The following is a 13,822-nucleotide window of genomic DNA, read 5'->3' on the forward strand; positions in this document are numbered from 1 at the left end:
TCCGATCTCCGCGGCACACTCGTGAGATCCGCGGGGTGAAGGTCAGGTATCGGGAGCCGTGTCCGAACGCCGTCCGGACGCACAGGCTCCGCTGCGAGTCTGGCCAGTCGCAGAGGCCTTGAACGCGGGTGTCATCCTCACCGGATGAGATCCGCCGTCATCCTCGATCCAGAGGGATTCCGACGCCGATATCGTTGACCCGTGATCGACCCCGTCCGTGAGGACCCTTCCCCCCGTGATCCGGAACTCGCCCGCGCGTCGCTGCGCCGGAACTGGCTCCGCCTCATCCTCGAGTCCCGTACCCGCGAGCTCGAGCAGCTCTGCATCACCCACCCCGAGCCGCACGCCCCGCACGTGCTCCTCATCCGCGCCTGCTGTCGCGACCTCCTCGGCGACCCGCACGGGGCGAAGTTCCTGCGGGGCCAAGGAATGCGCATCGCGGACGACGACTTCGTCGTCTGCTTCACCGAGCTCCTCCTCGCTGCCGACACCCCGACGAAGACCGCGGCCGCCGATCGCGCGCGGGAGGCGCTGACCGAGTGCGGGCCCGATGACGACTACCCCTCGGCACTCTTCCTCCTCGGTTGGACCGAGGTGCGCCTCCGTCGCGACCTCTCCGGAGCCATCGGTCTTCTGCGCTCCGCCGCGGACGAAGCCCGCCTGCGCGGACGGTCGGAGACCTTCCGGCTCGCCCAGTCCAACCTCGCCTTCGCCCAGACCCACGCCGGTCTCTTCACCGAGGCCGAGCGGACTCTCGATGGGCTTCCCGTCTCGTCCTCGCCGTCCGACTGGGACATCTTCGAGGGCGGTCTCCCCCAGGCCAACCTCGGCAGCATCGCGTACTGGCGCGGCGACTACGACGATGCGATCGCCCGCTTCGAAGAGGTCGTGGACGACAGCGGCCCCGGTGACAACTTCGAAGCCCTCGCCCGCCTGTATCTGGTCATGAGTCTCATCGCCCTCAAGCGGCAGGATCGTTACTTCGCCGCAGCCGGCCTGCTCCACGGGGTGAGCAAGGCCGACAAGCACGGCATCCCGTGGGACACGCTGCGCCGCGTGATCTCCGCCCTGCTCGCGCACGCCGAGGGGCATGACGACCGCGCCCGCACCATCGCCGCGCCGGCGCTCGCCCGCCCCGGCGCTGCCGTCGCGCATGCGGTGCTCGCCGAGCTCTATCGGGTGCTCGATGAGCCTGTGCTGGCTGCGCAGGCGCTGCGGCTGGCGGCGGCGGGCGCGCTCCCGCGCTACGCGAGGGTGAGCACGCTCGTCACATCAGCGGCACTGCGCTCCGTTTCGGGGCATGGTGCCGACGCGCACGAGCACCTCGACAGGGCCCTCGAAACCGCGGCTCCCGAGCGGATCCTCACGCCGTTCCTCTCGGATGACCCCCTGATCGGCGATCTCCTGATCGCCCACGCCCATCGAGGATCCCGCCACGACGAATTCCTCGGAACCATTCTCGAACGACGTGGAGAGCTGGCCCGACGGCGGACGGGCGTGCTCACTCCTCGAGAGAGTGAAGTCCTCGCATATCTGCGCACGACGATGACCGCCGAGGAGATCTCCACGCGCCTGGGCGTCGCCTACCCCACCGTCAAGACGCACATCCGCTCGATCTATCGGAAGCTCGGCGTCACCTCACGACGAGCAGCCGTCCTCACCGCCGACGCGAGGTGAGGATTCAGACATCGCCACGCCGCGCCATCGGCTTGACCGCGCGGGATCCGGGGTGATCAACTGGTGAGTCTGACCGTCGACCGGGGGAATCATGCGCCGTAGAAGAGTCACCGCGAACACCGAGCTGCGCACATCCGCGGAGCCGCGGTCGTCGCAGCCGTCGAATGCGGTCGCCGCATACGCCAGGACCAACCCGTTCATGTTCGGTCTGCTGGGGGCCCTCGGCGTTCTGGTGGCCCTGGGGATCGGCAGCGTCGTCGGGCAGCTCGCGACCGTTCTCGTCTACGTCGGCGTCGCGGTGTTCCTCGCGCTCGGCCTCGACCCGATCGTCACCTTCATCGAGAAGAAGCTCCCCCGCCCTGCCGCCGTTACGATCGTGGTGGCCGGCGTCGTGCTGGCGTTCGCCGGCGTCATCCTCGCCATCGTCCCGCTTCTCGTCGAGCAGATCAGCAACCTGATCAAGGACGGGCCGCAGATGATCAAGGACTTCATGGCCAGCGACTGGTTCCAGGACGTCAGCGGTCAGTTCGGCTCCACGATCGACGACGCGGTGCAGGGCATCCTCAGCTTCGTGCAGGACCCGAACAACTTCCTCGACATCGGCGGCGGCGTGTTCGCCGTGGGTGCGGGCATCGCCGGCGGCTTCACCGGGATCACGATCGTCCTGATCCTGACCCTCTACTTCATGGCGTCGCTGCGCAGCATGAAGCACGTCGCCGCACGCTTCGTCCCGGCCTACCAGCGCGACACCTTCAGCGGGCTCCTCGAGGATGTCTCCGGCGCCGTCGGCCGCTACGTCATCGGGCAGGTGAGCCTCGCGCTGATCAACGGCATCCTGAGCCTCATCTTCCTCAGCATCATCGGCGCCCCCGTTCCGGCCCTGCTCGCGCTCATCGCGTTCATCGGCTCGATGATCCCGCTGGTCGGCACGCTGACCGCATCGATCATCAACTCGCTGATCTGCCTCTTCGTCTCGCCGCTCACCGCCCTGATCGCGATCATCTACTACCTGATCTACATGCAGATCGAGGCATATGTGCTCTCCCCGCGCATCATGAGCAAGGCGGTGGCCGTGCCGGGCGCGCTCGTCGTGATCGCGGCCGTCGCCGGTGCCGCGCTCGGTGGAATCCTCGGCGCGCTCGTCGCCATCCCCGTCGCCGCGAGCATCATCATCATCATTCAGAAGGTGACGTTCCCCGCGCAGGACCGGAAGATCGTTCCCCCACCCGCCACGCGCTGAACCGTCGTCCGCCGAGACGGCGCGCTCCCTTCGTCTCAGCGGACGAGCAGGGCACCCGGATCGACGCGCACGTCGAACGCGGTGACCTCGCCCATCTCCTCGCCGTCGATCTCGAACACGAGGGGCGTCTTCAGCTCGACCGAGATGCTCTCGACAGGCAGGTGGCGAGCGGAATCAGTGCTGACAGCCTCATCCGTGGCTCCGAAGAGGCGACGGATGCCGTTGTCCCAGACGAACGAGCGGAGCGTGTCGAGCCACTGCAACGCGCCGTCGGCGCTGATCATCAGCACATCGAGCTTGCCGTCGTCGAGAACGGCGTCGGGGAGCAGACGAATGCCCCCCTGCACCATCCCGCAGTTGCCGATGAGCATGGTGTGGCCTCGCACGGCGACGGCCTTCTCGCCGTCGATCGCGAGGGTGATGTCGGTCATCTCGGTGCCGGCCAGGGCACGGCCCATCGCCTCGACGTACGCCAGCCAGCCGGCCTTGGACTTCAGATCGTCATCGGTCTCCACCAGCATCTGCGCGTCGACGCCGAAGCCGACCATCACGGCGAAGGCATGCTCGGTGCCGTCATACGACACCCAGCCGAGGTCGATACGACGGGGCTCGGCGTCGCGCACCCGCTCCAGCGCGGCTTTCACGTTGTTCAGCGGAACCTCGAGATTGCGGGCGAGGAGGTTGCCCGTCCCCTGCGGCACGATCCCGAGCGCCGTCTCGGATCCCGCCAGCGACTCCGCCACAGCGCGCACGGTGCCGTCTCCTCCGACCGCGATCACGATGTCGCGGCCGTCTTCGCGGGCCTCGCGCGCCATGCCGCGCCCCGGGTCCTCCGGAGTCGTCTCCCACCAGCGGATGTCGTACCGATCGTCGAACACACCGCTCACCGCGGTGTGCAGAACCTCCTGCTCGACCTTCGAAGGGTTCCAGACGATGCCGATTCGCGCGTGGGTCATATCGTCAGCTTGGGACACCTCGTCCGATACCGCAAACTCGGCAGGTCCGAAGCGGCCGTCGCCGGTCGGCGGGGTGCGCCGCCGGCCGAGGCGAGCCGTCCCGGATGTATGGTGGTGTCGTGCACAGGCAGCAGCGATTTCCGAACCCCCGGCCGGGACATGGCCGCGGGGACTTCGACGCGCGCTCCTAGTGCAGCAGGTCTCCGCAGGCACGGCCGGGGGAATTTCCCTCCATCTGCCCTCTGCCATCGTTACGGAGACCCTCCCTCATGTCGCACGCCGACTATCTGACTTCTGCTGAACTCCTCCGCGCCCTGGATCTGCGCGACCTCACCGATCCCACCCACGGCGCACACGCCATCCAAGCCCTCCTCACCTCCGTGGTGGCGGCGTTGCAGTCCGAATGGGGCGGGACCGTCCGCCAGGTGCGGAATCCTCCGATCGTGCCGGTGCGCGACAACTACGACCGCCTCGGCTACGACGACGGCGACGTGACCCGTGCCCGCCGGTACACCCGATACATCAGCCCCACGGTGATGCTGCGCAGCCACACGAGCGCAGAACTCCCGAATGCACTCGAAGACTACGCAGGACGCGCCGACATCGATGAGCTGATCGTGACGCCCGGGCTCGCCTACCGCCGGGACGCGGTCGATCGGAGCCACGTGGGCGAGCCGCACCAGGTGGATCTGTGGCGCATCCGCAGCACCCCCGGAACCGACGACGACGAGATGCTCGCGATGATCGCGGGCCTCGTCCAGAGCGTGTTGCCCGGCGCCGACTGGAAGACGACCACTGCGTCGCACCCCTACACGGTCGGCGGCCGGCAGATCGACGTGCTCCACGACGGCGAATGGCTCGAACTCGCCGAGTGCGGTCGCATCCATCCCGATGTGCTGCGCGGGTCCGGTCTCGATCCCCGGCGCTGGTCCGGTCTCGCCCTCGGCATGGGGCTGGACCGTGCCCTGATGCTGCGCAAAGGTATCCCGGACATCCGCTACCTCCGGGCCGAGGATCCGCGCATCGCGACGCAGATGCTCACTCTCGACCCTTGGCAGCACGTCTCTCCGCTCCCCGCGACGCGACGCGACATCTCGGTGGTGACGATGGCCGACGAGGACGAGGAGACCCTCGGCGACCGCATCCGCACTGCTCTGGGAGACGATGCCGGCGTCGTCGAGTCCTTCGACGTGCTCAATCGCACCACGCACGAGGAGCTCCCCACGACGGCGCGTGCGCGCCTCGGAACGCGAGAAGGGCAGGTCAATCTCCTGCTGCGGATCGTCCTGCGTCCGATCGATCGCACACTCACCTCGGAACAGGCCAACGTGATCCGCAACGTCATCTATCGGGCCGTCCACGAGGGTCCGAATCTCGAACTCATCTGAACCGGATGACGAGGCCTAACCGTAGAACAGCTGTTCGAACGTCTTCCGCGCACGGCGGGTCACCCCGAGGTAGTCCTCCTCGAGTTCGGTCGCCGATCGGTCGGGATACCCGAGGAGCCGTCCGATCGCGTCGAGCTGTCGACGATCTGCGGGCAGCACGTCACTGGTCTGGCCCGTGAGCAGGGTGATCGCCGAACGGAGACGGCTGGACAGGAGCCAGGCCTCGCGAAGACGCACGGCATCCTCCTCGGTCACGAGATCAGCCGCCACGGCGGCCTCGAGCGCACCGAGGGTGGATGTCGTGCGCAGTCCGGGAACTGTGTGTGCATGTTGCAGCTGGAGCAGTTGAACCAGCCACTCCACATCGCTGAGCGATCCGGGTCCGAGCTTCAGGTGACGCCGCGGATCGGCGCCCTGCGGCAGCCGCTCCCCCTCGACCCTGGCCTTGATGCGTTTGATCTCTCGCGTGCCCTGCAAGTCGACCGATTCCGGGTAGCGGATCGTGTCGGCCAGAGCCGTGAACCGCGCGATGAGCTTGGCGCTCCCTGCCACCCCGCGGGCGCGCAGCAGTGCCTGAGCCTCCCATGACAGCGACCAGCGCCGGTAGTACTCGGTGTACGCCTCGATGGATCGCACGACCGGCCCGTTGCGTCCCTCCGGCCTCAGATCGGCATCGAGGTCGAGCGGGAGGCGATGATCGGTCAGGTGCTCGCGCAGCCCCGCCACGATCTGGGTCGCGAGCTTCTGGGCGCGCTGGGGATCGACTCCGTTCGCGTCGTAGACATAGAGGATGTCGGCGTCGGAGCCGAAGCCGAGCTCTGCGCCGCCGAAACGTCCCATCGCGATGATCGCGAAGTCCAGTGCCTCGGCCTCGGGCGGCACGACCTCCCGGATCACCGCACGCAGAGCCGCCTGGATCGTCGCCTCGGTGATCTCGGTGAGCGCTGTGGCGACTTCTTCGATCGTGAGGACGTCGAGGACCGCGCCCATCGCGGTGCGCAGGAGCTCCCGCCTCCGCAGCGCCCTGACCGCACGCAGGGCGTCGCCGATCGTCTCGTGGCGCGTCTGGATCGCGCGAGCCTCCTCGTCCAGCGCGGCGGCGCCACGCGGCCGCAGGCGCCCCGTGCTGTCCAGCCAGGCCACGGATTCGGGGATCCACTCCAAGAGCTCGCCGATGTAGCGCGACGACGACAGCAGGCGGGTGAGGCTCTCGGCTGCTCCCGAGGAGTCGCGCAGCATCCGCAGGAACCACGGTGTGTCCCCGAGACGCTCACTGATGCGGCGGAAGGCGAGGAGCGCGTAGTCGGGGTCGCTGCCGTCCGCGAACCACCGCACCATGATGGGCATCAGGTGGCGCTGGATGGTCGCCTTGCGGCTGAGCCCGCTCGTGAGGGCGCCGATATGGCGCAGAGCTCCCGCCGGATCGCGGAATCCGATGGCCGCCAGGCGGTCGTGCGCCTGGGCGGCGGAGAGCGTGCGCTCCTCCTCCGGCAGACCGGCGACGGCGCTGAGCAGCGGGCGGTAGAACAGGCGGGTGTGGATCTCGCGCACCTCGCGTCGCACGCTCTCCCAACGCGCCCACACGCCTTCGCCGCTCTCGGCCAACCCGGTCCCCCTCGCGAGGATCCGAAGGCCGGCCGGCGTGCGCGGCATCAGGTGCGTGCGGCTGAGCTCTCGCAGCTGGAGGCGATGCTCCATGAGCCGGAGGAGTCGATAGTCTTCGGCGAACGCAGCCGCATCCACCCGTCCGATGTACCCGCCTTCGACGAGCGCATCGAGGCTCTCGAGAGTGCCCCGAGTGCGCAGAGATTCGTCGGTGAGACCGTGGACGAGCTGCAGCAGCTGCACGGTGAACTCGATGTCGCGCAGGCCGCCGGCGCCGAGTTTCAGTTGATACGGAGCGTCCTCGGGATCGATGTGCTCCATCACGCGCTCACGCATGCGCTGCACGCTCTCGACGAAGTCCTGCCGGGCGGCGCTGGACCAGATCTTCGGCTGCACTGCTGCGATGTACTCGGCGCCGAGCTCGGCATCGCCCGCGAGTGGACGCGCCTTGAGCAGCGCCTGGAACTCCCAGCTCTTCGCCCATCGGTCGTAGTACGCGAGATGAGACGCGAGCGAGCGCACCAGCGCCCCCTGCTTGCCTTCCGGCCGTAGCGCGGCGTCCACCTCCCACAGGGGCGGCTCGACCTCGATCGCATCGAGGTTTCGCATCGTCTCCCGCGCGAGTCGGGTCGCGATGTCGATCGCACGCGCCTCCGAGACGACATCTTCATCATGACTGCCGCCGACGAAGATGACGTCGACGTCACTGACGTAGTTCAGCTCCCTCGCGCCGGCCTTTCCCATCCCGATGATGGCGAGGCGCGTCGCTTCGACCTCGTCTCGGCCCATCGATTCCTGCAGCCGAGTTCTCGCCACGGCGAGCGATGCTTCGAGGGCCGCACCCGCGATGTCTGCCAGCGCGGCCGACACCGGTCCGACGATCGTCGCGGGCGCCGGATGCGAGAGGTCGTAGGCGGCGATGGCGGCGAGGTTCCGGCGATACGCGACTCTGATCGCGACGACGGCGTCATCATCGCCAGCCTGCGCGAAGCCATCACGTGCACCGACCGACGCCAGGAGCCGCTCGTGCAACTCCTCCGACGACGGCAACGCGGTGATCGCCCCTTCGAGGACCGTCAGCTGCTCGGGGTGGCGGAGGAAGAACCCGGCGAACCCCTCCGACGCGCCGAACACGCGCCAGACACGGCGGCGCGTCTCCTCATCTACGAGGAGTCTCCGCAACGGCGCCTCGTCCCGACGCGCCACCCGGAGCAGCCCGCGGACGGCAGCATCGGGGTCGGCGGCGTCCGCAGCCTCGAGCAGCACCGTTCGCGGCTGATCCAGAATGGCCGCCAGCTCAGCGAGGGAGGCCGCGGCTTCACTCAACTCGGAGAAGCCGAGCCTCGCCAGCGCGGAGAGGGAGACAGAATCGTCAGGACGCGCCATCTGCGCGGATCAGAGCAGCTCGAGGTTGCTCTTCAGCTCGAACGGGGTGACCTGACCGCGGTAGGCCTCCCATTCCTTGCGCTTGTTGAGCAGCACGTAGTTGAAGACCTGCTCGCCCAGCGTCTCCGCGACGAGCTCGGATGCCTCCATGTACTCCAGGGCGTGATCGAGGCTCGCCGGCAGCGCCTCGTAGCCCAGTGCACGACGCTCGGCGTCGCTCAGCGACCACACGTTGTTCTCGGCCTCGGGCGGGAGATCGTATCCCTCCTCAATGCCCTTGAGCCCAGCTGCGAGCAGGAGTGCGTACGCGAGATACGGGTTCGACGCCGAATCGATGCCGCGGTACTCCACGCGGGAAGACTGGCTCTTGTTGGGCTTGTACATCGGCACCCGGACGAGAGCGGAACGGTTGGCATGGCCCCAGGTGACGAAGCTCGGTGCTTCGTCGCCACCCCAGAGCCGCTTGTACGAGTTGACGAACTGGTTGGTGACCGCGGAGATCTCGTTCGCGTGACGGAGCAGGCCGGCGATGAAGTGGCGCCCCGTCTTCGACAGCTGGTACTTGGCACCCTCTTCGTAGAAGGCGTTCTGATCGCCTTCGAACAGCGACATGTGCGTGTGCATACCGCTGCCGGGCTGGTCACTGAGGGGCTTCGGCATGAACGTCGCATAGACGCCCTGCTCGATCGCCACCTCCTTGATCACCGTGCGGAAGGTCATGATGTTGTCGGCCGTCGTCAGCGCGTCGGCGTAACGGAGATCGATCTCGTTCTGCCCGGGACCGCCCTCATGGTGGCTGAACTCGACGGAGATGCCGAGGTCTTCGAGCATGCGCACCGAACGACGGCGGAAGTCGTGCGCCGTACCGCCGGGCACGTTGTCGAAGTAGCCGGCCGAGTCAACGGGTACGGGCCCGTCGGGGCCGAAGGAAGAGGATTTGAGCAGGTAGAACTCGATCTCCGGATGCGTGTAGAACGTGAATCCGGCATCCGCAGCCTTCGCGAGCGTGCGCTTGAGCACGTGCCGCGGATCCGCGACGGCCGGCTGACCGTCGGGAGTGGTCAGGTCGCAGAACATGCGCGCGGTCGGGTCGATCTCACCGCGCCAGGGCAGCGTCTGGAACGTCGTCGGATCGGGCTGGGCGAGCAGGTCCGATTCGTAGGTGCGTGTCAGCCCCTCGATCGCCGACCCGTCGAATCCGATGCCCTCCGCGAAAGCACCCTCCACCTCGGCCGGCGCGATGGCCACCGACTTGAGAGTGCCGATCACGTCCGTGAACCACAGTCGCACGAACTTGACGCCGCGCTCCTCGATGGTCCGGAGGACGAAGTCCCTCTGCTTGTCCATGGCTACTCTGCGCCCTGGCCCTTTGCGTCGCCCGTGACATCCCAGCCCTGCTCGGCGGCCTCTTCCTCGGCCCAGGCGCGCGAACGCGCCTTGACGACCTCGGGAGCACGACGGGCCTCGGCCTCCGTGTCGAACGGACCGATGCGGTCGATGGAGGGCGAGATCATGCCGTACTCGATCTCGCCGGTCTCGGAGTTGTACCAGTACTTGTGGTCGCCGTCAGACATGTCTGCCCCTTCTTCACGTGATGTCATCGATCCTACTGGCGCGCACCGCGGTCGCTAAGCTATCGCCCATGGCAAAAGCGATCGGCGTCGACATCGGCGGCACGGGTATCAAAGCAGGAATCGTCGACCTCGAGCACGGCATCATGGCGTCCGACCGGGTGCGGGTCCCCACGCCCGAGGGTGCATCGCCGCAGGACGTGCTCAACGCCGTGCAGACCGTTCTGAAGACGCTCGACGTGCACGACTCGACGCTGCCGCTCGGCGTCGCGTTCCCCGCGATCGTCAAGCGCGGCAAGACCCTCTCCGCCGCGAACGTCTCGAAGGAGTGGATCGATTTCGATGCGGAGCGCTTCTTCCGCGACGGCCTGGGCCGCAACATCGTGTTCGTGAACGACGCGGATGCCGCGGGCGTCGCCGAAGCGCGCCACGGTGCGGCACGGGACGTACGCGGCTTCACGCTTCTCACGACTCTCGGCACCGGTATCGGCTCGGCTTTCCTCAACGACGGAGTGCTGCTGCCGAACACCGAGCTCGGCCACCTCAACTTCCGCGAGTACGAGTCGGTCGAGACGTACGCCGCGACCTCCGCGCGCGAACGCGAGAACCTCACGTGGGCCGAGTGGGCGGAGCGTCTGCAGGCGTTCTACTCGCACATCGAGTTCCTGTTCAGTCCGGACCTGTTCGTCGTCGGCGGCGGCGTGTCGAAGAACGCCGGAGACTTCCTCCCGCTCCTCGACCTCAAGACCCCGATCGTTCCGGCCATCCACCGCAACAACTCCGGCATCATCGGCGCCGCATCCCTCGCGGGCGACTGATCCGCGTACGCCTCTGACACCGAAGGCCCCGATGACTGCACAGTCGTCGGGGCCTTCGTTCATGTGAGGCGAACCGGCTGCACTCTGCCGACCACCCCGATCAGCCGCTCGATCGCTCCCGTCGGCCGGGGAACCTCGTGGCCACGCCCACCGCGGCGACGGCGAGCACGATCGCGGCGATGAGCAACGCGGCCCCGCTTCCGAGCCTGTGCGCCGCGGCGCCGACCACTGCTCCGCTTGCGAGCGAGCCCCACAGGAGGAGCGGTCGCTGCCATGCGGATCCGGAACGCCCGGTGACCAACGCCGCGATCGCCAGCCCCAGACTCACCAATGTTCCCGTCGCGTAGGTGATCGCGACCCGCGCACGTCCGTCCGCGAGGTACAGGGTGTTCAGCGCCCCCATCGCGAAGGCCAGCATCCAGAACCGCGCCGGTCCCGTCGGTGCCACCACCGCGAGACCAGCGCTCAGAGCGACCGCGGAGGCCGATGCAGCCACCGCCCAGGCGCGCCGGATCCCGTTCCCGCCGATGATCGCGCCTGCGGCGACGCCTGCGACGAACGCCACGACCAGCGTCAGGGGCAGGAGCGAAGAGACCAGTCCCCGCTCGAGGACATCCACGCCGACCTGCGTCGAGTTGCCGCTCATGAAGGAGACGAAGAAGCCACCTGTGTCGATGAATCCGATGGCATCCACATACCCCGCGACGCCGCTGAGAATCAACGACAGCGCCAGACCTCGTCGTGTCACATCTCTCATGGCGCAGGCCTCATGGACGTGCCTTCCTGGGGTGGGCTCTATGATCCTAGGCTGCTCCACGACTCACGTGCTGAGAACTGCGACGTCAGGCATCCGACGTCAGGCACTCGTTGTCAGCCCGTGCAACATCTTCTGGATCTGCTGCTGCACCTGAGCGTCTTCGACATCGAACATGGCATAGCTGAAGCCGGCCGATTGGAGAGGCCCGTTCGGGTACTTCTGATAACTCGGGAGAACGCTCAGAAGACGTGCGGCCATCTGCGGCGCCTGCCAGGTCTGACAGGCTCCGGGTGTTCAAATCGGTTAATGCGAATGGGCCGACCTGTACGCCGGGTTCTGTTCCGGGGTTCTTCGCCCCTTCGACGGCCATCTCTCTCGGCGACACGTTGCCGTGGCACTCTAGCGGTCTACCCGAGGACTCGGCGAGCCGCGTCAACATCCTCTGTCTGACCTTGCTCCGGACGAGGTTTACCTGGCGGGCCATGTCACCATGGCCCCCGGTGGTCTCTTACACCACCCTTTCACCCTTACCCCTTGCGGGGCGGTCTGCTCTCTGTGGCACTTTCTCGCGGATTGCTCCGGGTGGGCGTTACCCACCGTCCTGCCCTGAGGAGCCCGGACGTTCCTCGGTGCGGTCTCCCGCAACGCGGCCGTCCAGTCGACCCATTCGCGTCTCCAGTCTACGTTCTCCGGAGGCCGCGACCCGCGGCTACTTCTCCGCTGACTCCGCGATGCGCAGGTCGAGGGGCACGTCGATCGGGAACGAGCCGAACAGTCTCGTCGTCGCGGTGGCCGCAGCTTCTCGCACGGCCTCAGCCGCCGCCTCCGCATGTTCGAGCGGAACGTGCAGGATCACCTCGTCGTGGAGGAAGAACGCCAGGTGCGGGGAGCGTGCGAAAGGACCGGACGCCGCAGCCTCCGCGAACACCTCGGGGATCTGCTGCAGACGGTGACGGATCTCGGCCAGCCAGATCAACGACCACTCCGCCGCTGTGCCCTGCACCACGAAGTTCCGGGTGAACCGGCCCCAGTCGCGTGCTCTGCGCCGAGCGAGAGCGACCACCGCGGGGTCGGCATCCGCGTCGGTCGCCTCGGACTGCAGTCGCATCCATTCCACCGCGGGCCGAGGTGAGGAACGGCCGAGCCACGTCGACACGATGCCGCCGTCCTCCCCCGTGCGTGCTGCTGCGTCGACGAGCGCCATGGCGCGGGGATACACCTTCCGCAGCCGCGGAACCAGTCGTCCACTGTCGCCCGTCGTGGCTCCGTACATCGCGCCGAGGACCGCGTACTTCGCTTCGTCCCGTGTAGCGACCGCACCGGAAGCGACGACGCCCGCGTAGAGGTCGCTCCCCCGCGCCGCCCGGGCCATCCCCTCGTCGGCTGCCATCGCCGCGAGCATCCGGGGTTCGAGCTGGGCGACGTCCGCCACGACCAGGGTCCATCCGGGGTCCGCGCGCACCGCGGGTCGTAGACTCCGCGGGAGCTGAAGCGCACCTCCGCCCGCGGAGGCCCAGCGCCCGGTGACGACACCGCCGGGGATGTAGACCGGACGGAACCGCCCGTCGTGCACCCACTCTGCGAGCCAGGCCCAGCCGTTGGCGCTGAGCAGTCGGGAGAGCTTCTTGTACGCGAGCAGCGGTTCGACGACGGGGTGGTCATGCTGGGCGAGCTCCCACCGGCTCGTGGACTCCACCTGCACCCCGACGCGATGCAGCGCCCTGAGCAGCTTCTGCTGGCTGTCGAGGTGGAGCGATGCGTCGCCGAGGAGCTCCCGTACGCGAGCACCGAGTTCGACCATACGGCTGGGCACTCCGCCGGCGACCGGCCGGGTGCCCAGGGTCTCGGTCAGGATCGCATCGTGCACGCCCTCGTCCCAGGGCAATCCCGCGACCCGCATCTCTTCGGCGATGAGTCCCCCCGCCGACTCCGCCGCGCACAGCAGTGTGAGACGCCCGTCCGGCGCCCCAGCGATCACCTCGCGCTGCGCCCGGTACTGATCGAGAGTCGTCGCGACCGCGTCGTCTCCGCTGACGTCGTCGAACACGTCGAACAGCGACGGCGCCGCCACGGTCGGCTCCCGACGCTCCCACTCCTGCGACGCCGGAAGCGGGATCGGTACCGACGCAGTGTCGCGCAGGATGGCGTGACACAGCACCAGATCGTGACTGCGCGTGATCCGCACGCCGTCGGCGAGGAGCAGGGCGTACGTCTCCGCGGCGGAGCGCATGATCCATCGCGGCGCATCGGAGGCCTCGGCGGAGCGGACCCATCCGGCGAGGTCATCGGCACGCAGAGACGTGCGGTCCTGCTCTACGCCGTTCCCGTCGAGCTCGATCGCGACGTATTCCTGCGGGCCGACGGCGATCAGCGCGATGCGTCGTTCGACGCCCGACGCCGGCGTGGTCATCGCTGGCGCGCGCA

General features: G+C 68.0%; 11 protein-coding genes and 1 other RNA gene. 4 read left to right on the forward strand and 8 right to left on the reverse strand.

What is annotated here, in order from left to right; all coding sequences use genetic code 11:
• Positions 1-201 precede the first annotated feature (201 nt).
• Complete coding sequence (locus tag ACFVWL_RS16565) at positions 202-1,677, forward strand: LuxR C-terminal-related transcriptional regulator (RefSeq protein ID WP_387185047.1); 1,476 nt, start codon at positions 202-204, stop codon at positions 1,675-1,677.
• A 91-nt stretch (positions 1,678-1,768) separates the two neighbouring features.
• Positions 1,769-2,917 carry an AI-2E family transporter gene (locus tag ACFVWL_RS16570; RefSeq protein WP_387185050.1) on the forward strand — a complete coding sequence of 383 codons (1,149 nt, stop codon included), beginning with the start codon at positions 1,769-1,771 and terminating at the stop codon, positions 2,915-2,917.
• Between the two features lie 35 nt (positions 2,918-2,952).
• On the opposite strand, the gene ACFVWL_RS16575 is transcribed toward ACFVWL_RS16570, so the two are convergent.
• Complete coding sequence (locus ACFVWL_RS16575) at positions 2,953-3,873, reverse strand: diacylglycerol/lipid kinase family protein (RefSeq protein WP_387185052.1); 921 nt, start codon at positions 3,871-3,873, stop codon at positions 2,953-2,955.
• Positions 3,874-4,142: 269 nt separating this feature from the next.
• Here ACFVWL_RS16575 and ACFVWL_RS16580 point away from each other — a divergent pair, with 269 nt between their 5' ends.
• Positions 4,143-5,261 (forward strand): hypothetical protein, encoded by a 1,119-nt coding sequence (locus tag ACFVWL_RS16580; protein ID WP_387185055.1) that lies wholly within the window; start codon positions 4,143-4,145, stop codon positions 5,259-5,261.
• A 15-nt stretch (positions 5,262-5,276) separates the two neighbouring features.
• Here ACFVWL_RS16580 and ACFVWL_RS16585 read toward each other — a convergent pair whose 3' ends face one another.
• From ACFVWL_RS16585 to ACFVWL_RS16595, 3 genes are read right to left on the reverse strand one after another with little or no spacing between them, the layout of a single operon-like run.
• Positions 5,277-8,252, reverse strand: a complete 2,976-nt coding sequence (locus tag ACFVWL_RS16585; protein WP_387185058.1) for a bifunctional [glutamine synthetase] adenylyltransferase/[glutamine synthetase]-adenylyl-L-tyrosine phosphorylase — start codon at positions 8,250-8,252, stop codon at positions 5,277-5,279.
• A 9-nt stretch (positions 8,253-8,261) separates the two neighbouring features.
• Positions 8,262-9,599, reverse strand: coding sequence for a type I glutamate--ammonia ligase (gene glnA, locus ACFVWL_RS16590; RefSeq protein WP_021200708.1), 1,338 nt, complete (start codon positions 9,597-9,599; stop codon positions 8,262-8,264).
• 2 nt (positions 9,600-9,601) lie between these two features.
• Positions 9,602-9,826, reverse strand: coding sequence for an SPOR domain-containing protein (locus tag ACFVWL_RS16595; protein WP_387185061.1), 225 nt, complete (start codon positions 9,824-9,826; stop codon positions 9,602-9,604).
• A 68-nt stretch (positions 9,827-9,894) separates the two neighbouring features.
• Between ACFVWL_RS16595 and ppgK the strand changes: the two genes are divergently transcribed.
• A complete protein-coding gene (ppgK, locus tag ACFVWL_RS16600) occupies positions 9,895-10,641 on the forward strand; it encodes a polyphosphate--glucose phosphotransferase (RefSeq protein ID WP_387185063.1) in 747 nt (248 codons plus the stop codon).
• A 100-nt stretch (positions 10,642-10,741) separates the two neighbouring features.
• Here the strand turns inward: ppgK and ACFVWL_RS16605 are convergent, their stop codons facing one another.
• From ACFVWL_RS16605 to ACFVWL_RS16620, 4 genes are all read right to left on the reverse strand, one after another.
• The gene (locus tag ACFVWL_RS16605) at positions 10,742-11,398 is read right to left on the reverse strand and encodes a DUF1275 family protein (RefSeq protein ID WP_387185066.1); all 657 of its coding nucleotides are present in this window, start codon (positions 11,396-11,398) and stop codon (positions 10,742-10,744) included.
• Positions 11,399-11,497: 99 nt separating this feature from the next.
• Positions 11,498-11,656 (reverse strand): hypothetical protein, encoded by a 159-nt coding sequence (locus ACFVWL_RS16610; RefSeq protein WP_387185069.1) that lies wholly within the window; start codon positions 11,654-11,656, stop codon positions 11,498-11,500.
• Between the two features lie 51 nt (positions 11,657-11,707).
• Positions 11,708-12,064: RNase P RNA component class A (gene rnpB, locus ACFVWL_RS16615), an RNA gene on the reverse strand.
• A gap of 43 nt (positions 12,065-12,107) precedes the next feature.
• On the reverse strand, positions 12,108-13,808 hold the full coding sequence (locus ACFVWL_RS16620) for a bifunctional 3'-5' exonuclease/DNA polymerase (RefSeq protein WP_387185071.1): 1,701 nt from the start codon (positions 13,806-13,808) through the stop codon (positions 12,108-12,110).
• Between the last annotated feature and the right edge of the window lie 14 nt (positions 13,809-13,822).

The sequence above is a fragment of the Microbacterium sp. NPDC058269 genome (assembly GCF_042881445.1).
In the GTDB taxonomy this organism is placed as follows: Bacteria; Actinomycetota; Actinomycetes; order Actinomycetales; family Microbacteriaceae; genus Microbacterium.